17 protein-coding genes are annotated in these 17,912 nt (G+C 71.3%); 11 read left to right on the forward strand and 6 right to left on the reverse strand.

The genetic code is table 11. The annotated features are described in order from the left end of the window. Genes AFR_RS21410 through AFR_RS21420 form a run of 3 tightly spaced genes read right to left on the reverse strand, consistent with a single transcriptional unit; the run spans position 1 to position 3,822 of the window. Complete coding sequence (locus AFR_RS21410) at positions 1 to 1,149, reverse strand: alanine racemase (protein WP_023362892.1); 1,149 nt, start codon at positions 1,147 to 1,149, stop codon at positions 1 to 3. Then, entirely contained in the window at positions 1,136 to 2,755 is a 1,620-nt protein-coding gene (locus tag AFR_RS21415) for an IucA/IucC family protein (RefSeq protein ID WP_023362893.1), read from the reverse strand. Before AFR_RS21415 ends, AFR_RS21410 begins: the two co-directional genes overlap by 14 nt. Then, on the reverse strand, positions 2,752 to 3,822 hold the full coding sequence (locus tag AFR_RS21420; protein ID WP_338012113.1) for an IucA/IucC family protein: 1,071 nt from the start codon (positions 3,820 to 3,822) through the stop codon (positions 2,752 to 2,754). Before AFR_RS21420 ends, AFR_RS21415 begins: the two co-directional genes overlap by 4 nt. On the opposite strand from AFR_RS21420, the gene AFR_RS47920 reads away from it, so the two are divergent. Continuing rightward, positions 3,796 to 4,554 (forward strand): hypothetical protein, encoded by a 759-nt coding sequence (locus AFR_RS47920; RefSeq protein WP_238547313.1) that lies wholly within the window; start codon positions 3,796 to 3,798, stop codon positions 4,552 to 4,554. The two genes, AFR_RS21420 and AFR_RS47920, sit on opposite strands and share 27 nt — an antisense overlap. A gap of 1,404 nt (positions 4,555 to 5,958) precedes the next feature. Here the strand turns inward: AFR_RS47920 and AFR_RS21425 are convergent. After that, positions 5,959 to 6,939, reverse strand: coding sequence for an NAD-dependent epimerase/dehydratase family protein (locus AFR_RS21425; RefSeq protein WP_023362895.1), 981 nt, complete (start codon positions 6,937 to 6,939; stop codon positions 5,959 to 5,961). 72 nt (positions 6,940 to 7,011) lie between these two features. On the opposite strand from AFR_RS21425, the gene AFR_RS21430 reads away from it, so the two are divergent. The 6 genes from AFR_RS21430 (at position 7,012) to AFR_RS21455 (ending at position 11,950) form a co-directional block, all read left to right on the forward strand. Further along, positions 7,012 to 7,425 (forward strand): VOC family protein, encoded by a 414-nt coding sequence (locus AFR_RS21430; RefSeq protein ID WP_041842511.1) that lies wholly within the window; start codon positions 7,012 to 7,014, stop codon positions 7,423 to 7,425. A 69-nt stretch (positions 7,426 to 7,494) separates the two neighbouring features. Further along, positions 7,495 to 8,433 (forward strand): ABC transporter ATP-binding protein, encoded by a 939-nt coding sequence (locus tag AFR_RS21435; RefSeq protein WP_041841035.1) that lies wholly within the window; start codon positions 7,495 to 7,497, stop codon positions 8,431 to 8,433. Beyond that, positions 8,430 to 9,215, forward strand: coding sequence for an ABC transporter permease (locus AFR_RS21440; protein ID WP_023362898.1), 786 nt, complete (start codon positions 8,430 to 8,432; stop codon positions 9,213 to 9,215). Before AFR_RS21435 ends, AFR_RS21440 begins: the two co-directional genes overlap by 4 nt. Positions 9,216 to 9,236: 21 nt before the next feature. Beyond that, positions 9,237 to 10,337, forward strand: a complete 1,101-nt coding sequence (locus AFR_RS48450; RefSeq protein WP_023362899.1) for a sensor histidine kinase — start codon at positions 9,237 to 9,239, stop codon at positions 10,335 to 10,337. After that, complete coding sequence (locus AFR_RS21450) at positions 10,334 to 10,945, forward strand: response regulator transcription factor (protein WP_023362900.1); 612 nt, start codon at positions 10,334 to 10,336, stop codon at positions 10,943 to 10,945. The genes AFR_RS48450 and AFR_RS21450 overlap by 4 nt, the downstream gene beginning before the upstream one ends. Before the next feature lie 144 nt (positions 10,946 to 11,089). Continuing rightward, complete coding sequence (locus AFR_RS21455) at positions 11,090 to 11,950, forward strand: sigma-70 family RNA polymerase sigma factor (RefSeq protein ID WP_023362901.1); 861 nt, start codon at positions 11,090 to 11,092, stop codon at positions 11,948 to 11,950. Here the strand turns inward: AFR_RS21455 and AFR_RS43770 are convergent. Further along, on the reverse strand, positions 11,938 to 12,978 hold the full coding sequence (locus AFR_RS43770; RefSeq protein WP_023362902.1) for a hypothetical protein: 1,041 nt from the start codon (positions 12,976 to 12,978) through the stop codon (positions 11,938 to 11,940). The two genes, AFR_RS21455 and AFR_RS43770, sit on opposite strands and share 13 nt — an antisense overlap. Next, entirely contained in the window at positions 12,975 to 13,316 is a 342-nt protein-coding gene (locus AFR_RS21465; protein WP_023362903.1) for a PadR family transcriptional regulator, read from the reverse strand. The genes AFR_RS43770 and AFR_RS21465 overlap by 4 nt, the downstream gene beginning before the upstream one ends. A 217-nt stretch (positions 13,317 to 13,533) precedes the next feature. Between AFR_RS21465 and AFR_RS21470 the strand changes: the two genes are divergently transcribed. From AFR_RS21470 to AFR_RS21485, 4 genes are read left to right on the forward strand one after another with little or no spacing between them, the layout of a single operon-like run. Then, positions 13,534 to 15,126 carry an ABC-F family ATP-binding cassette domain-containing protein gene (locus tag AFR_RS21470; protein ID WP_023362904.1) on the forward strand — a complete coding sequence of 531 codons (1,593 nt, stop codon included), beginning with the start codon at positions 13,534 to 13,536 and terminating at the stop codon, positions 15,124 to 15,126. A 13-nt stretch (positions 15,127 to 15,139) separates the two neighbouring features. Further along, positions 15,140 to 16,111, forward strand: a complete 972-nt coding sequence (locus tag AFR_RS21475; protein ID WP_023362905.1) for a tyrosine-type recombinase/integrase — start codon at positions 15,140 to 15,142, stop codon at positions 16,109 to 16,111. A 55-nt stretch (positions 16,112 to 16,166) separates the two neighbouring features. Then, on the forward strand, positions 16,167 to 17,012 hold the full coding sequence (locus AFR_RS21480) for an undecaprenyl-diphosphate phosphatase (RefSeq protein WP_023362906.1): 846 nt from the start codon (positions 16,167 to 16,169) through the stop codon (positions 17,010 to 17,012). Beyond that, entirely contained in the window at positions 17,009 to 17,911 is a 903-nt protein-coding gene (locus AFR_RS21485) for a DUF3626 domain-containing protein (RefSeq protein ID WP_023362907.1), read from the forward strand. The genes AFR_RS21480 and AFR_RS21485 overlap by 4 nt, the downstream gene beginning before the upstream one ends. Position 17,912: the final 1 nt, after the last annotated feature.

Below are 17,912 nucleotides of genomic sequence, written 5' to 3' on the forward strand. Positions count from 1 at the left end.
TCAGATCACCTCGAAGACGGGCGGCGGGTGGCGCAGGAAGTCGTGGTGGGAGATGTCCCAGGCGTACGCGCCGGTGCGGCCGAAGACCAGGATGTCGCCGACCCGCAGCCGCTCGACGTGCTGATCACGGGCCAGGACGTCGCGGGGTGTGCACAGCTCACCCACGGCGTCGACGCTCGTGTTCTCGATCTGCGGGCGGTCCCACTCGTACGGCCACTCGTCGACGGGCAGGACCGTGAACGGGTGGCTGTAACCCCAGGCGGCGGGCAGGCGGAAGTGGTGGGTGCCGCCGCGCAGCACCGCGAACCAGCGGCCGTGGGTGCGTTTGAGGTCGAGGACCTCCGCGGCGTACCAGCCGGCGTCGGCGGCCAGGATGCGCCCGGGCTCGACGATCAACTCCACGCCGTCGGGCACGATCAGGTCCTGGCCGAGCGCGGTCAGGTCGATCGTGGCGTCGCTGAGGTAGTCGACGCCGAGACCACCACCGACGTTGACCAGCCGTAACGGGACCCCGTGGCGTGCGGCGGTGGCCACCGACCAGTCGAGCGCCTCGGTGATGAAACCGGCGTGGGCGGCGGCGTCGAGGTTGTTCGACACGGCGTGCAGGTGGAAGCCGATGATCCGGACCGAGGTCAGGGGCAGTCCGAGCACCCCGGGCAGGGCCTCCTCGTCGACACCGAACGGCGTGGGCGTACCCGTCATGGCGTGGCTGCCGGTCAGGGCGGGACCCGCGCGGTTGACGCGTACGGCTGCTTCGGCGACGACGCCGGCTGCGCGCGCCGCACGGTCCAGGCGCCGCAGCTCGTGGGCGCTCTCCACGTTGACCTGCGCGCCTGCGGCGACGGCCGCGGCCAGCTCGGCGTCGGTCTTGCCCGGCCCGCCGAAGACGATCCGCCGGGCGCCGGCCGCGACTGCCAGCGCGAGCTCACCGCCGGACGCGACCTCCAGCCCGTCACAGACCTCCGCCAGGGTACGGACGACGTGCGGGTTGCCGTTGGCCTTCACGGCGTACAGGAGGGTGGTGCCGGGCGGGAACGCGGCCCGGACCACCGCCGCCCTGTCCCGCAGCGCGGCGGTGTCGTAGACGTAGGCGCAGACCGGTCGCTGCTGGCGCCGCAGTGCGGCCTCGATGTGCTCAGGCGGGCGCATGCAGGGGATTCTCCACCGGCAGGTACTCGTCACCGGCCCCGGCGAGCCGCATCCGCACCAGTGCCTTGTGCGGCACGGTCGGTGCGGTGAACGCCGCGTGGTCCTCGGCCGCGACGGGTCCGAGCCCGGCGTAGGTCTCGTCGACGACGGCCCGCACGAGGCGCCACGCGGCGTCCTCGTCCAGCCCGTACGACTCACCGAGCCGGATGATCAGCTCACCCAGGTGCGCCTGGAACGCGGTGTACCCGATCTTGGCGCGCAGCACGGCGGCGTCCGGGGTGCCGACCACCGAACCCGGCCACAGCGCCACCTCGTGCCCGGCGGCGGCCAGGCGTCCCGGGTGCAGCCGCAGGCCGGCGAAGTCGCGGACGGCGAGGCGGTGCGGCACACCCTTCTTGAACGTGGGGATGCAGTTCTGCAGGTGAGCTTCGAGCGCGACCCCGCGTACCGTCAGGCGCAGCAGCGGGGGAAGCACCAGGCGGGAGTAGGCATCCAGGAAGGCCGCGGCGGCGGTGGTGTTGTCGCGCCGCCCGGTCGTGGCGGCGAAGTCGGCCACCAGGCCGGCCCCGGCGAACGGCAGCGCGCTGCCCGCGACCGCCTGCTCGCCGGCCTCGAGACGCCCGGTGAGCCCGTCCCGCACGATCGCCGACATGTCCCGCCCGGACCCGACCGGGACGGCCGCACCCGCGGTCTCGGCCATCAACAGCAGCCGGTCCGCGGCTGGATCCTCCGCGACGAGCCGGTGCAGCATCGCGGACACCGCCGGACCGTTGCGGGTGCTGGCCACGCTGATGCTGCGCCGCGTCGAGGTCACCTGGATGTCGAGGGACACCTTGACGTAGCGGCGGCTCCCGTCGGCGGCGACCGGCAGCAGCAGCGTCCGCAGCGCCGCCGTCGGAACCGTGTCGAGCTCGGCGTCGAGGATCCGCAGCACGCCGTCGCTGATCAGCTCCCTGTACCGCTCACCCAGCACCGAGTCCCGCTGCCAGGCGTGCACCGGCTGCAGGCGGAACCCCGGCGGCGGCTCCGGCACCTGCGGATAAACGGCACGCAGCGCGGCACCGACGTCGTCACCGAGGTGCGCGTCGTCGCGGACGGCGACAAACCCGAGCCGCGTGTGCCCGGACTCGAGGTCGTGCGCGAGCACGTCGGAGGTGTCCCAGCCCAGCCTGGTCCGCCCGCACGGGTGCAGGTTGTGACCCGCGACGGCCAGCCGCTCCCCGGCGATCACGGCATGGTCCGGGTCGGCGCCCGTCACCTTCTCCTGCCGCGCCATCGCGATCGCCAGGTTCACGACGCCGTTGCGCAGCTCGGCGGCGAACCCGGCCGCGTTGCCCGGCAACCCGTCCGGCAGCAGATCGGCGGGATCGGCCGCACCGGCCCGGTCGTACTCGACCCGATGGAACGCGTGCACCCGGTCACCGCGCCCGGTCGGCAACAGCCCCTCTCGGACCAGGGCGCCGCGCAACCGCCGCCCGACGATCTCGGCCGCCTCGGGCAGCGCCGCCGTGAAACCGTCGGCCAGCTCCGGGGCGTGCACCGCCAGCGCGGCGCCCGCATGGGAAGCGGTGATGGCCAGCCGGCGGGCGGCCAGGATGCGCGTCATGCTGCCGCCATCGGGTTGTCGAAAAAGGTCCAGACATCGTCGAGCGGATCCTCGGCGAGCCTCATCGCGGTCGTGGCCTTCACCGGCAGCGGCTCCTTCAAGAGGTGCACCGCGTCGGGCGTTCCGGTGCTGTCCAGCGCGGCGGCAACACTGTCCCAGAGCCGGCCGGCGTCTGCGCCCTGCCGGGTCATCGCCGCGATCAGCTCCGCACAGACGGTGCCGAGCACGGCCGCGGCCAGCTTGGTCCGCAGCACAGCCGGGTCGTCACTGGGCAGATCACCCTCAACGGGCGGCGCCTCGACACCGTGCCGAAGCAGCCTTCTGGTGCTGACACGGACACCACCGAGGTCCCGGTAGACGATCCGCACCGGCCGGCCGCCGTCGAGCACCACCAGGGTGTTCTGCCCGTGCGCCTCCAGCGCGACCCCCCGGTCCAGCACGGTCACCAGCGGCGGCACCAGCACGCGGACCAGGCTCTCCCACCACCGGTACGGGTCAGCGCCGCCGTTGTTCAGCAAGGCCGCAACGGCCGGCACGATCGTCTCCGTGGGACCGACCCGTGGTGCCTGTCGGCGCAGGTAGGCAAGATGACGTTGCGGCCGGCCGTCGACCAGCACGGCGCCGGCGTCGGTCTCCCGCAGCACGGTCAAATGCAGGTCCGCGGTCAGCTTCTCCAGCAACACGGACAGCCGCGGTCCGTTGTGGACAGCCGCCGGCGACACGGTACGCACAGCCGAGGTCATCTGCACGTCCACCGCGGTCTTGACGTGGCCCCCGCCGTCCGTCGGTGCGACGGTGCGCAGGGACATCAGCGGGCGTACCGGCCCGGTCTCCCCGGCGTCGACCAGCCACGGGTGACGGGCCCGCAGGCGCTCGGCCTGCCAGGGGTGGGCGTAGAGGACGGGCGCGGCGTCGCCGTACCAGCGGTCAGCCGGAACCCGCAGCTTCCGCAACCGGATGACCGGTCGATGCTCCGGCCCGTAGGCAAGCACGTCAGCGACCGTCATGCCGCCCCGGGTACGGCAGCAGGGGTGCAGCGGGTGGCCGTCGAGCACAAGCTGCTCCACCCGCCCGAGCCCGTCGGGATCCCCGGCCGCTCGGTTCAGAACCGACCGCGCCGACTCCCGGTGCGGATCGGCGTGGGCCAGGGCCAGATTGGCGACGCTGTTGTCGACCTCGGCCGCGAACCGTTCCCCGTGCGGCCCGAGCCCGATCGCCCTTACGAGCGCGGCGGGGTCATCAAAGGTCCCGATTCCACCGCCCTGAGGGACGAGGCCGGGCTCAGTGAAGGTCCCGCCACCGCTGGGCTGAGGGACGAGGCCGGGCTCAACGAAGGTCCTGTCGCCGCTGGGCTGAGAGAGGAGGTCGGGCTCAGTGAAGGTCCCGCCACCGCTGGCCTGAGAGAGGTGGGCGGTGAGGGCGGGTTCAGTGAAGGTCCCGCCACCGCCGGGCCGAGAGACGTGGGCAGCGAGGCCGGGCTCGGTGGGGGAGAAGGGCTGGACCGCGGGCGCAGTCAGCGTGCGGCCGTCTCCCAAGGTGACGTGCAGCATGCCCGCACGGCGTTCGCGGTGAGTGACGCCGGGGAGAACCTCACGGTCGAAGGCACCAAGGAGCCGGCCGAGGACAGCGGCCTTTGCGGCCGGGAGCGCAGCGTCGTATGGCTGTACCAGCTCCGGACGAAGAGTTCGCAGCTCGAGCCGCGTCTGAGCCGGCCCGGCGGTGTGCGCGGTCGGTGGCACGGAATCGGTCGGCGGTGTCGGCACGCGGCCCATTCTCCGGCAGGCCATCCACCGAAGTAACCACGCCCCACCCATCAACATCCTAGGATGCCTTACAGGTTGTGCGGCCCACCACGGCCGCACAACCCCCAGAACCAAAAGCCAAAACAAAAAGGAATCAACGACAGCCGCTAATTTGATTTGAGCTCAGCCATCCGGTTTCAGGGCCGGGACCTGCGGCTTCACACTTCACAGAAGGCCGGCGCCCCACGCTGGGCGGGCGTCGATATCGCGCGGGGGGAGTCTCTACGTCCGGCACCGTCGGCGGCGCTGCGCCGCGACTTGCGGGGAGATCAACGTGGTGTGGAACACGGTTCCGGGCCGCGTCGATGCCGGTCGCGCGGTGCCGCCTCGGCCGCCTGCTGACGCCCGGGGGAGCTACCTCGACTCAACCCAGCAGCCTTGGTGATGCGGGCTCCGCAGTGTCGCTGAGGTTGCTTCCTGTGCATCCCCGGCCGGGGAACCCACTCCCGGAACCACAGACGGCGAGGTTCGCTCACCCGGACCCCGGTGGTGCTGCGGACGCTCCCACAGGCACCAGGCCGGTCCGAATCGGACTGGAAGCGTTGCCCCCGACGACAGGTCGCTGCCCCTGAATGAAGGCGAGTTCACCGCAGTCGGGCCCACACAGGCTTGTGAAGGCCCAACTGCACCGATGTTGTGGTGATCTGATCCCGCGCAGGCCCGACTACACCGACGGTCAGCAAATGTGGTCGTGCGTAAACCTGACTGCCCCGACGGTCAGCGAACGTGATGGCGCGTGACCCCCGGCTACAGCGAGGTTGGGCGGAGGGAAGGGGCGGTCGCGGGCCGATCAAGGCTGCAGTGACGAGTACGGGAGGTCGGCCGCAGTCCCCAAGGTCACCACAACATCGGGGAAGTCGGGCCTACCAAGGGCTGCCGAAGCCCCAACTACAAGGAAGTCGGGCCTACCAGGGGCCGCCGAAGCACCAACTACAGCGAAGTTGGGGCTACCGCGGACCGCCCAAGGCCCAACTTTAGCGAAGTCGGGCCTATCGGGGGCCGCCTAAAGCCCAACTACAGCGAAGCTGGGGCTACCGCAGACCGGTTCTCGCGCGAAGCGCGGCCGAAGCACCAACTACAGCGAAGTCGGGCCTACCGCAGACCGCGGAAGCACCAACTACAGCGAAGTCGGGCCTACCGCAGACCGCGGAAGCACCAACTGCAGCGAAGTTGGGGCTACCGGGGCCGTTAAGGGCGCGACTTCGGCGATGTGAACCAGGTCGCGCCTAGGGCCGACTTCAGGGAGCGGACCTGGGTTCGCAGAGGCCGACTGTGCCGGTCAAGGGCGAGGGCGCTGGTGACCGTGGGCGGGTGAGGTCGTGGTGATCAGCGAGGGAGGGGAGAAGGCCGCAAGGTCACCGCAACATCAAGGAAGTCGGGCTCAGCGGGGCCCCCGAGAGTTCAGGGCTGGAGGGTGGCCAGGAAGGCGGCTTCGCGGGTGGGGTCGAGGCCGGGTGCCGGGCGGTCGGGGCGTTGCGGGGCCGTGCCGCCGAGGGCCCGGAGCCAGATCCAGGTGTCCGCGACCGTTTCGGTGACCGGGCGGACCTTGAGGCCGGCGGACAGGGCCTTGGTGACGTTGCCGCCGTGCAGGACGGCGTAGTCGTGGCCGGTGAGCCAGATCGGGAGGTCGGTCCAGGGTTCGATGCCGGCGTCGAGGATGGTCTGCGGGTCGGTCCAGTGCAGGTCGGCGTGGCCGCCGGTGACGGTGTTGATGGTGTCGAGGAGTTCGCCCATGGTGGTGTGGCCGGGTGGGCTGACCAGGTCGTAGGGGCCGGTGCGGCCGGCGGTGGCCGCGTCGAGGATCCAGGTGGCCAGGTCGCGGGCGTCGATGTACTGGAGTTTGAGGTCGCGGGGGCCGGGGGCGAGTGTGGGGCCGCCGCGGGCGATGCGGTTGAGCCACCAGGGGAGGCGGCCGATGTTTTCGTGGGGGCCGAGGATGAGGCCGGCGCGGGCGTGCAGGACCGGGCCGTTGAAGTGGTGGTCGGCGGCGAGTTCGGCGCCGCGTTTGGCGGCGGCGTAGGTGTCGGTGTCGGGGGAGGCGTCGACGGTGGGGGAGTTCTCGTCGGCGGGTACGGGATCGTCGGCGTAGACGCTGCGGCTGGAGACGTAGGTGTAGTGGCCGGCGCGGCCGCTGAGGGCTTTTGCAGTGTCGCGGACGGCGGTGGGTGCGCCGGACCAGGTGTCGACGACGAGGTCCCAGGTGCCGTGCTGCAGGGCGGCGAGTCCGTCGGGCCGGGTGCGGTCGCCGGTGAGGGCGGTGACGCCTGCGGGTGGAGGGGTGGTGCCGCGGTTGAGGACGGTGATGCGGTGTCCGCGGGTGCGGGCTTCGTCGACGACGGCGCGGCCGGCGAAGGCGGTTCCTCCGAGTACGAGCAGGTCCATGGTCCGACTCTGCCTTTTGTCGTACCCGGCGCGGAAGATGTGATCGCTGACAGCGGAAACGGGGTGCCGGGGATGGCGTTGCGGGTGGATCTGACGTTCGACTGTGTGCGGGCGGAGGAGTTGGCGGAGTTCTGGAAGCTGGCTCTGGGTTATGTGGACGAGCCGCCGCCGGCGCCGTTCCGGACGCGGGACGAGTGGGTTGCTTCGTTCGGGCCGCCCGGGGAGGACGAGGGTGGCGGGGCGTGGTTGCACGATCCGGAGGGTGTGGGGCCGCGGCTGGTGTTCCTGGAGGTGCCGGAGCCGAAGGTTGCGAAGAACAGGTTGCACATCGATGTGCGGGTGGGGAAGTACGGCGAGGCGTGGGGGCGGGTGGAGCAGAAGGTGGCACAGCTGGTGGGTGCCGGTGCGTCGGTGCGGGCGGTGGTGGGCACGCATCATGTGGTGCTCGCCGATCCTGAGGGCAACGAGTTCTGTGTGGCCCCCTGACGGATGTCATGGGTGGGACGTGACGCGTGACCCGGGGCTGGGGCGTGTGCGGGGCCGAGCATCGTCGGTATGACGCTTACCGTTCAACCCGAGGCTGGGACTCGCGGGTCCGGCCAGCTCGCTGTTGATCTCGATGGTGTGGTGAAGCGCTTCGGTGCGGTGACCGCGGTCGACGGGATCAGTCTGCGGATCCGTCCCGGTGAGGTGGTGGCCCTGCTGGGTCCCAACGGGGCGGGCAAGACCAGCACCGTCGACATGTTGCTGGGTCTGTCGGACCCTTCTGCCGGTACGGCCAGGGTGTACGGTCGCCCGCCGCAGGAGGCTGTGGCGCTGGGTCTGGTGTCGGCGGTGATGCAGACCGGTGGTCTGTTGAAGGATTACACCGTCGAGGAGACCGTGAAGCTGACGGCGGTGCTGTTCGGGCGGGGGCGTTCGGAGGTCGAGGAGTCGTTGGAGCGGGCCGGGATCGCGGACATCCGGAAGCGGCTGGTCGGGAAGTGCTCGGGTGGGCAGCAGCAGCGGTTGCGGTTCGCGATGGCGTTGTTGCCGGATCCGGAGCTGCTGATCCTGGACGAGCCGACGACGGGGATGGATGTCGGTGGGCGGCACGATTTCTGGACGTCGATCCGCGAGGACGCGAGTTCGGGCCGGACGGTCATTTTTGCCACGCATTACCTGGAGGAGGCCGACGCGTACGCGGACCGGGTGGTCTTCGTGCGGCGGGGCCGGATCGTTGCGGACGGCACGGCGGCCGAGGTGAAGGCCCTGGCGTCGGGGCGGACGGTGCGGGCGACGCTTCCCGGGTTCGACGAGGCTCGTGTGAAGGAGCTGGCGGGTGTGGAGTCCGTGGAGGTCCGCGGCGACACCGTCTACGTGCACGCGCGGGACACCGATCTGGTGGCGCGTTACCTGCTGAACGAGACCGCCGCGCGGGACCTGGAGATCACCTCCCGGAATCTGGAGCAGGCGTTCCTGACCCTCACGGCCGACGACGGGGAGACAAAATGACCACGCAGACGATGCCCGTGACGCGGAACCTGCCGCGGTTCGGTGGTTTCACCCTGGGGATGATCAGGCTGGAGTTGCGGCGGCTGATGCGGAACCGCCGGACGGTGATTTTCACGCTGGTGATGCCGGCGGTGTTCTTCCTGTTGTTCGGGACGAACGCGTCGTCGCGCTCCGAGCGGGTCGGTGGTGGGAACGTCGCCGGTTACATCCTGGTGAGCATGGCGGTGTACGGGGCGATGCTGGCCACGACCAGTGGCGGGGCGATGGTGTCGATCGAGCGGGCGGCGGGGTGGAGCCGGCAGTTGCGGCTGACGCCGTTGCGGCCGGTGGCGTACATCGCGGTGAAGCTGGTCGTGGCGATGACCATCGGGGCGGTGTCGGTGGTGGTGGCGTTTGCGGTCGGTGCGGTGGCGGGTGCGGAGCTGCCGGTGCACGCGTGGATCGAGTGCGGGTTGCTGGCGTGGGTGTGTGCGCTCGTGTTCGCGGCGTTCGGGTTGTTCATGGGTTATCTGCTGCCGAGTGAGAACGTCATGCAGATCCTCGGGCCGGTGCTGGCGGTGTTGTCGTTCGCGGGCGGGTTGTTCGTGCCGGTGGATCAGCTGGGGCACACGTTCGCGACGATCGCGAAGTTCACCCCGGTGTACGGCGTCGGTGAGATCGCCCGTCATCCGCTGACGCACGACGGGAACCTGTGGCTGGCGGCGCTGAACGTGGTGGTCTGGACGGCGGTGTTCGCGGGCGGGGCGATGTGGCGGTTCCGGCGTGACACGGCGCGGGTCTGAGTGGCCGGTAGCGTCAGCGGTATGACGGAGTCCGGCGCGCGGCGGGGCCGCTTCGGGTGGCTGTTCGCCGCGGTCTGGCTGTTCTACCTGGGTGAGAACCTCACGGCGCTGCTGGACCGGCCCGGTGGGTGGCAGCGTGACGTGGGCCTGGCCGCGCTGGCCGGGTTCGCGGCGCTGTACCTGGTCCTGCTGGGGTGGCTGACCGATGTCCGGCACGGCAGGCCGGAGCGCTACCGGGTGGTGCGGCACTGGCTGATCCTGGTCGCGTTGCTGGGCCTGGCGGCGCTGCAGGTCCCGGGTGCGGGCTATCACGCGCTGACGTGTCTGGTGTACATCGCGGCGTCGGCGATGGTCGGGCTGCCGTTGCGTCAGGCGGTCCCGTTCGCCGCGGGGCTGGTGGTGCTGGCCGAGGTCCTCGCCTGGCGGGTGCCGGGCTGGGAGGACAAGGGTTACGGCCTTGCGGTGCTGCTGGGTGCGGCGGCGAGTGGTGGTTTCCGGCTGGCAGCGGTGCGGCAGAGCCGGCTGCTGGCGGCGCAGCGGGAGCTGGCGGACCTGGCGGTGACCAACGAGCGGGCGCGGATCGCCGCGGATCTGCACGACATCCTGGGGCATTCGCTGACGGTCGTGACGGTGAAGGCGGAGCTGGCGCAGCGGCTGCTGGATGTGGACCTGGAGCGGGCGCGGGCCGAGTTGCGGGATCTGGAGGCGCTCGCCCGGGATGCGCTGTCCGACGTGCGGGCGACGGCTCTGGGCGTACGCGGGATCTCGTTGCCGGGGGAGATCGCGGCCGCGCGGGAGGCGCTGGCCGCGGCGAACGTCAGGGCCGAGCTGCCGGGTGCGGCGGACGAGGTGCCGTCGCGGAACCGTGAGTTGTTCGCCTGGACGATCCGGGAGGCGGTGACGAACGTGGTGCGGCACAGCCGGGCGGGTCATTGTGCGGTGCGGCTGGCGCCGCAGAGTGTGGAGATCGTCGACGACGGGCCGGGTGACGGTCCGCCGGCCGCGGACGGTCAGGGCTTGTCGGGTTTACGGCGCCGGGCGGACATGCTCGGCGCGACGCTCACGGTCGGTCGCCGCGACGACCGTCCGGGTTTCCGGGTACGCGTGGAGGTGCCGTCATGATCCGTCTTCTGCTGGCCGACGACCAGGCGCTGGTGCGGGGGGCGATGGCGGCGCTGCTCGACATGGAGCCGGACCTGAAGGTCGTGGCGGAGGTGGGCCGTGGTGACGAGGTCGTCGACGCGGTTCGTGATCACGGTGTCGAGGTGGCATTGCTGGATGTGGAGATGCCGGGCCTGGACGGGGTCGCGGCCGCCCGGGAGCTGCGCAAGGCGGTGCCGGGGTGCCGGGTGTTGATGGTGACGACGTTCGGGCGTGCCGGTTATCTGCGGCAGGCGATGGCGGCGGGTGCGAGCGGCTTCATCGTCAAGGACACCCCGGCGCGGCAGCTCGCCGACGCGGTGCGCCGGGTGCACGAGGGTCTGCGGGTGGTCGATCCGGGTCTGGCGGCGCAGTCGCTGGCGCACGGGGACTCGCCGCTGACCGAGCGGGAGAGTGACGTGCTGCGGGCCGCCCGTGACGGCGGGACGGTCGCGGACATCGCCCGGGAGCTGCACCTGTCGGAGGGCACGGTGCGTAACCACCTGTCGTCGGCGATCGGCAAGACGGGTGCGCGGACCCGGGCCGAGGCGGTGCGGCTGGCCCTGGACAACGGTTGGTTGCTCGCATAACCGCAGGTCAACAGACTTTAGGGTTTTTTGCGGTGCAACCGAGCGGCAACCGAACGAGACCGTTCCCTGCACCCGTCGCCACGAAAAGTTCCCCCTGTCAGCCGGTGAGCCGTCACCGGGCGACAGATACGAGGGGGAACTCGAATGTCCGCGAAGACGAAGACCGTCAGCCGCGAGCTGGAGAACATGATCCGCGAGAACATGCCGCTGGTCGGGCACCTGGTCCGCGAGATGCTGTTCAAGGTCCCCGCACACGTCCACCGTGACGATCTTGCCTCGGCCGGGTACGCCGCCCTGGTCACCGCCGCTCAGGCGTTCGACACCTCGCGGGGGATCCCGTTCGGCCGGTTCGCGGCGGTGCGGGTCCGGGGTGCGCTGCTGGACGAGCTGCGGAGCATGGACTGGGCCAGCCGGTCGGTGCGGGCCCGGGCCCGCCGGGCCGAGGTCGCCCGCCAGGAGCTGACCGCTCAGCTGGGCCGGACCCCGAACCCGACGGAGCTCGCCGAGCTGCTGGGTGTCGGTGTCGCCGAGCTGGCGAACGTCGACGACGACGTGCAGCGCGCCGCGGTGCTGTCGCTGCAGGGTTTCACCGCCGGCTCGGCCGACGACATGGTCACCGAGGACTCGATGAACCCCGAGGAGACGCTGCTGCACCGGGAGCGGATCGGCTACCTGCACGATGCCGTGGCCGTGCTGCCGGAGCGGCTGCGGTTCGTCGTCGAGGCGTCGTTCCTGCGGGAGCGTCCGCTGTCGGAGGTCGCCGCCGAGCTGGGTGTGACCGAGTCGCGGGTGTCGCAGCTGCGTACCGAGGCGCTGGCCCTGCTCAAGGACGGTCTGACGACGCACATGGACCAGCAGGACACCGGTGCGGCCAAGTCCGACGGTTGTGTCGCGCGGCGCCGGGCCGCCTATGCCGCGCAGATCGCTGCCCGCAGCACGATGGCGACCCGGCTGGCCGTGACCGACGTCCAGGGTCTGCACTCCTCGGTGGGTTACGCCGCCTGACGCAGGGGGTGCGGCCCGGGCCGGGCGAGCAGCAGCGCGACGGACACCAGGACCGTCCCGGCGATCGCCAGGGCCAGGACCTGCCAGTGCGGCCCGAAGGGGTAGTACGGGCCGGGGTTGAACGCGTTGTGGACGGTGAATACCGGACCGGTATTGCCCGCATATCGGAAGGCCCGCATGAGGTTGCCGTAGAGCGCGACGGCGGGCAGGACGAGCACGGCCGCCGCGGTACCGGCGAGGATCGCCGTGGTCACCGTCCGGCGTGACCGCACGATCCGGTACGCGGCAGCCGCGGCGAACAGCCAGCCGGCGAGCAGACCCGCAACCATGCCGGTGAGGATCAGAGGCAGCAGCGCCGGTGTCGTGTCGGCCCACGCGGCGACGTCGACCGAGCCGCCGTCGACGGTCAGGGACGCCTGCACCGACATCGTGACGCCGTTCTTGCGGGCTTCGAACTGGCCGTTGTGCAGGGGAATGATCGTCGTGCCGGTGTCCGGGTCGTAGACAGCGGCCGTACCGTCGAGCGAGTTCACCGCGTCGACGTCCCAGCCGCCGGCCTCCAGGCGCTGCCGGGACCGCTCGATGTCCCAGGTACCGGTGACCTGGGTCGATCCGTGGACCGAGGCCGCCGACCAGGGCGAATCGTCGTGGACCAGGGATTCGCTCTCGCCGGGACCGGCTGCCTGCTGCGTGAGGGCGGCCCCGTCGGGCAGATCCGCGAACGTCTGCACCCCCGACCATGATCCGGCGGCGGCGCCGAGAGCACCCCCGATCAGCGTCATCAGTACGGCGAACGCCAGGGCGAGTGGCCGGCCCGCGGGCAGCCGGAAGCGTTGCCGCACCCCGCTGGCCAGCAGATGCCACGCCTCGGCGCGGTCGGGGCGGTGCTGACCCGGCGCGGCCAGCTCGAGCAGCGTCGTGACGATCTCGGTGCCGTGGCGGTGGCGGTACTGCCGGGGGTACGCCAGCAGCAGCCTGCGGTAGGAGCGTTCCAGACGCTGGTCGGCGCTCGGCCAGGTGATCGTCACGCGGTCGCCCCGAAGGCCGGAGCGCCGCCGAGTCCGCGCTTGCCGAGCTGGGTCTCGGCCGCCGCGGCGTGCCGGCGCAGTCGCTCGACCTGTGCGGCCAGCGCCCCCGCGCCGCTGTCGCTGAGCCGGTAGTAGCGGCGCAGCCGCCCGTCGACGGCTTCCTCGTGGTCGACGACGACCAGTCCCTGCTCGGCGAGCCGGTCCAGGGCGCCGTAGAGCGTGCCGGGGCGCAGTTTGACCTCCCCGGCGGACAGCTCGGTGACGGACTGGATGACCCCGTAGCCGTGCAGCGGTTGCGCCGCCAGCGCGGTCAGGATCAGAAACGTGGGCTCCTGCATGCCGCCACAGTACGGCCGACGCTATATAACGTCAAACGTAGTATCGCGTAAATCGGTTGCGGCGCCGTGGACGACGCGCAAAGCTGGATTTCTCTGCTGCCTGCGACGAGGAGCCGTCACCTCCGTGTGATACCGACCCGACCCGTGTGAGCGCCGCCGCTGCTGGTGAGCGCCCGGGTCGCCGTACCCTGTCGGTCTCTGTCCCTCGGAGGACTCCTTGCTGAAAGCTGCCTCGATCAGCCGCGCCCACGACGGTGATCTGCTCTTCTCCGGTCTCGACCTGGTCCTCGGCGCGGGGGACCGTGTCGGTGTCGTCGGACCCAACGGTGCCGGCAAGACCACCCTGCTGCGCGTCCTCGCCGGGGAGCTCCCACCGGCGTCGGGCGCGGTCACCCGCGGCCCCGGCACCCGCGTCGGTTACGTGCCGCAGCAGGTCGCCGACCCGGACGGCACCGTCGGTGCCTTCCTCACCGCCGGCCTCGGTGAGCTGGCCGAGGTCACCGAGCGGTTGCGGTCCCTGGAGGCCGCCCTGGAACGCGGTGACGACGTCCTCGACGAGTATGGCCGGATCCAGGAACGCTGGACGGCCCTGGAGGGCTGGAACGCCGAGACCCGCCTCGCGGAGATCCGCCAGCGTCTCGACATCGACCACCTGCCCGACGACCTCGCCCTGAGCACGGTCAGCGGTGGTGAGCAGGCGCGGCTGCTGCTGGCCCGGGCGCTGATGGACGCGCCCGACCTGCTGCTGCTCGACGAGCCCACCAACCACCTCGACGCCGAGGGCGCCGCCTGGCTCACCGAGTGGCTGCGGGACTTCCCCGGGGGGATCCTCGCGGTCAGCCACGACCGGGCGTTCCTCGACGCCGCCGTCACCCACGTCATCGAGCTCGACGGCATCCACGAGCAGGCCCAGGACTACCCCGGTGGCGGCTACACGGCGTACCGGGCCGAGAAGAACCGGCGCTGGCAGCGGCTGCTGCTCGACTACGAGGCCCAGGAGAAGGACCGGATCCGCTGGGAGCAGGACATCGAGCTGACCAAACGCCAGGCCTGGTCGGTCGAGACGACCGTGCGGTCCGGGGTCGAGGCCCCGCACCTGCGGCGCATCGCCAAGAAGGTCGCCAAGAAGGCCAAGGTCCGTGAGCGGCGGCTGCGCCGGCAGATGGAGTCCGCCCGCTGGATCGCCGCCCCGCAGACGCGGCCACCGCTGACCCTGGCCTTCCCCGACGACACCTCCGGCGGACGCGACACCGTCCTGGCGGTCCGCGACCTGACCGTGAAACTGGGGGAGCGGACCCTGCTCGACGGGGTCGACCTCGACGTCGTCCGCGGCGACCGGATCCTGATCACCGGCCGCAACGGCGCCGGCAAGACCACCCTGCTGCGGGCGATCGCCGAGCACGCCGAGGTGCCCCTGGCGGTGCTGCCGCAGACGTCCGACGGCCTGCGGACCGCCACGACCGTGGTGGACTTCTTCCGCTCCCAGGTGCCGGTCTACGCCGAGGACGCCGAACGGCTCCTCGCCGGGCACCAGTTCGGCGAGGACCAGTGGGGTGCCACCCTGCGCAGCCTGTCCGCCGGTGAACTGCGCCGGCTGCTGCTCGCCGTCATGGTCAACAGTCCGGCGCGGATCCTGCTGCTCGACGAGCCCACCAACTTCCTCGACTTCGACGCCCTGGAGGTCATCGAGGAGGCGCTGCGGGCGTACCGGGGGACGCTGTTGACCGTCACGCACGACCGGTACTTCGCCGAGGCGGTCGGGCACACCCGCACCTGGCATGTCGCGGACGGTCAGGTGCGCGTGAGCTGACACGATGGCGGGCATGTCCGTCGTGGTTCCCAGGCAGCAGGGCGGCGCGGTCGCCGTCGGTGGCAGCGCCGAACAGGTCACCGAGGCGTGGCTGGCCAACCGGCGGCTGTCCGCGCACACCCGCGACGCGTACCGGCGGGACGTCGCTGCCTGGCTGGCCTGGTGCGCGGCCCGCGACGTCGACCCGCTGCACGCGTCGTTCCTCGACGTCAACGCCTACGCCCGTGGCCTCGAAGCCCAGCCGTTGTCACCGGCGACCGTCGCCCGCAAACTGTCCGGCCTGTCCAGCTGGTACGACTTCCTGGTCAAACTCCGGGCCGTCGACGCGAACCCCGTCGGCGGCGCGGACCGCCCGTACGTGTCCCGCGACCACTCCGCGACCGTCGGCCTGACCCCGGAGGAGGTCGACGCGCTGCTCGCTGCGGCCGAGGCCGAGACCGGTCCCGCGGCGGTGCGCAACCTTGCCGTCCTGGCCCTGCTGGCCGACCTGGGGCTGCGTGTCGGTGAACTCGTCGGCCTCGACGTGAGTGACGTCGGTGTCGAGCGCGGCCACCGCAGCGTCCGCTTCACCGGCAAGGGCGGCAAACCGAGACGCCGGGCCCTGACCCCGTACGCCGCGACGGCCCTCGACGCGTACCTCGCCCACCGCGCTGCCACCGAGGGCACCACCGCCGACCGGCTCGACGGGCCGCTGCTGGTCACGGCCACCGGCACGCGCATCGACCGGCACTCGGTGTTCCGGCTCGTGCGCCGCCTGGCCCGCGAGGCCGGCATCGGCGGCTGGGCCCGGCTGTCACCGCACTCACTGCGGCACGCGTTCGCCACGACCGCCCGCGCCGAGGGTGTCCCGCTGGAAGATGTGCAGGACGCGATGGGTCACGCCGACCCGCGGACGACCCGCCGCTACGACCGCGACCGGCACAACCTCGACCGTGACCCGGCGTACACGATCGCCGCGGCCCGGGCCAGGCGCAGCGCACCGTGAGCGACCCCCTATTCTCGACCGCGGTCAGCGGGTCGGATCATGAGAGCAGGTCGGGTTGAACATCTTCGAGGCAGTGCTGCTGGGCGCGGTGGAGGGTTTCACCGAGTTCCTGCCGATCTCCAGCACGGGTCACCTGACCATCGTGGAGAAGCTGCTCGGCTATCAGATCGACGCCGGTGACATCACGGCGTTCACGGCGATCATCCAGTCGGGTGCGGTCATCGCCACGGTGATCTTCCTGCGCAAGGACATCGCGCGGATCATCTCCGGGTGGGTCCGCGGTGTCCTCAACAAGGACCAGCGTGAGGACCCCGACTACAAGTTCGGCTGGGCGGTCATCCTCGGCTCCATCCCGATCGGCATCGTCGGGCTGCTCTTCCAGGACACGATCGAGTCGACGCTGCGCAGCCTGTGGTTCGTCGCCGGGGCGCTGATCCTGTGGAGCGGCGTCATGGCGTTCGCCGACCACGCCGCCACCCAGGTCCGCCACGAGGAGGACGTGACCTGGAAAGACACGCTCATCATCGGCATCGTGCAGTGCCTGTCGCTGATCCCCGGCGTGTCCCGCTCCGGCGCGACCATGTCCGCCGGCCTGCTCCGCGACCTCGACCGGGTGACAGTCACCAAACTGTCGTTCTTCCTGTCGATCCCCGCGCTGCTCGCCGCGAGCGTCCTGCAGACCGTCACCGAGTACGACAACATCTCCGCCGACAACGGCGGCGTCGGCTGGCTCCCGACGATCGTCGCCACGATCGTCAGCTTCATCGTCGGCTGGTTCGCGGTGTCGTGGCTGCTCAAGTTCATCGCCCGGCACTCGTACAGCATCTTCATCGGGTACCGCCTCGTGCTCGGCTCGGTCCTGATGGTCCTGCTCGCCACGAACGTCATCGAACCGAAATGACCGATCCGGTGGCCCGGGCCCTCGCACACGTGCGCGGGCTCGGCGCCGCCGGGGCACCAGCCGTGCCCGCCCGGATCACGGTCAGCTTCCACCCCGACCGGCGCTTGCGCGACGGCCGCACGGTCGCCGAGCACCTGGCCACCGAGGGCGTCTACCGCAGCCAGTTCGAGACCGGCATCTCCAACGGCGGCCTGACCGCCCGCCCCGGCGGCGACCGCGAACGCTGGGAGCACCGCATGTTCGCCGGCGCTTACCCGTCGTCGGTGACCGCGGGCCGGCCCGTCTACGGCGGACTCAACCTCGCCGGGCACCCCGACGGCGCTTCGCCACGCTTCGGCAGCTGCCACCTCGTGCTCCGGCCCGAGGTGGCGGCCCGGGCGACGTTCAGTCACGGCGACAGCGTCACCGAGCCGACGATCGTGGGCACGTCGGACACCTTCGGGGGAATCCACGCGGCGCTGCTCGAGCAGGTTGCGCGTACCGGATCGGCTCTGGGGGTGGCCGCGGGCAGCGCGGAGGAGTGGGTGGCCGCGCTCGGCGAAAGCCGCACGGCCGCCGGCCGCACCCTCGACGACTACGTCGAAGCCCAGATCCACGGCGGGGTCGACCTCACCACCGACGTCGAGGCCGTCGTCGCCGACCCTTCCTTCTCCGGTACGCCCACAGCAGCGCACCTCGCCCGCCTCGCGCCGCTGTCGTTCCACCCCGGCTTCGAGCTGGCACCCGCGGAGTTCCCCGACCACCTGCGCGGCCCCGAGGCGCCCCAACTCGCGCGCAGCCTCGGCGTGGACGTGATCGACGCCGCCGTGCTGGGCCGGGCCGACACCGACCCTCAGCTGATCAAATACCTGTGGCACATCCTGGTGCTGCTCGGCCGTCCGCACACGCTGCAGGAGTGAC

This window comes from Amorphoplanes friuliensis DSM 7358 (assembly GCF_000494755.1).
Classification (GTDB): domain Bacteria; phylum Actinomycetota; class Actinomycetes; order Mycobacteriales; family Micromonosporaceae; genus Actinoplanes; species Actinoplanes friuliensis.

What these genes read in the sequence shown, in the direction of transcription:
- AFR_RS21410 (WP_023362892.1), bottom strand. Translation starts at nt 1,149, where the DNA reads ATGCGCCCGCCTGAGCACATCGAGGCCGCACTGCGGCGCCAGCAGCGA.
- AFR_RS21415 (WP_023362893.1), bottom strand. Translation starts at nt 2,755, where the DNA reads ATGACGCGCATCCTGGCCGCCCGCCGGCTGGCCATCACCGCTTCCCAT.
- AFR_RS21425 (WP_023362895.1), bottom strand. Translation starts at nt 6,939, where the DNA reads ATGGACCTGCTCGTACTCGGAGGAACCGCCTTCGCCGGCCGCGCCGTC.
- AFR_RS21430 (WP_041842511.1), top strand. Translation starts at nt 7,012, where the DNA reads ATGGCGTTGCGGGTGGATCTGACGTTCGACTGTGTGCGGGCGGAGGAG.
- AFR_RS21435 (WP_041841035.1), top strand. Translation starts at nt 7,495, where the DNA reads ATGACGCTTACCGTTCAACCCGAGGCTGGGACTCGCGGGTCCGGCCAG.
- AFR_RS21440 (WP_023362898.1), top strand. Translation starts at nt 8,430, where the DNA reads ATGACCACGCAGACGATGCCCGTGACGCGGAACCTGCCGCGGTTCGGT.
- AFR_RS48450 (WP_023362899.1), top strand. Translation starts at nt 9,237, where the DNA reads ATGACGGAGTCCGGCGCGCGGCGGGGCCGCTTCGGGTGGCTGTTCGCC.
- AFR_RS21450 (WP_023362900.1), top strand. Translation starts at nt 10,334, where the DNA reads ATGATCCGTCTTCTGCTGGCCGACGACCAGGCGCTGGTGCGGGGGGCG.
- AFR_RS21455 (WP_023362901.1), top strand. Translation starts at nt 11,090, where the DNA reads ATGTCCGCGAAGACGAAGACCGTCAGCCGCGAGCTGGAGAACATGATC.
- AFR_RS21465 (WP_023362903.1), bottom strand. Translation starts at nt 13,316, where the DNA reads ATGCAGGAGCCCACGTTTCTGATCCTGACCGCGCTGGCGGCGCAACCG.
- AFR_RS21475 (WP_023362905.1), top strand. Translation starts at nt 15,140, where the DNA reads ATGTCCGTCGTGGTTCCCAGGCAGCAGGGCGGCGCGGTCGCCGTCGGT.
- AFR_RS21485 (WP_023362907.1), top strand. Translation starts at nt 17,009, where the DNA reads ATGACCGATCCGGTGGCCCGGGCCCTCGCACACGTGCGCGGGCTCGGC.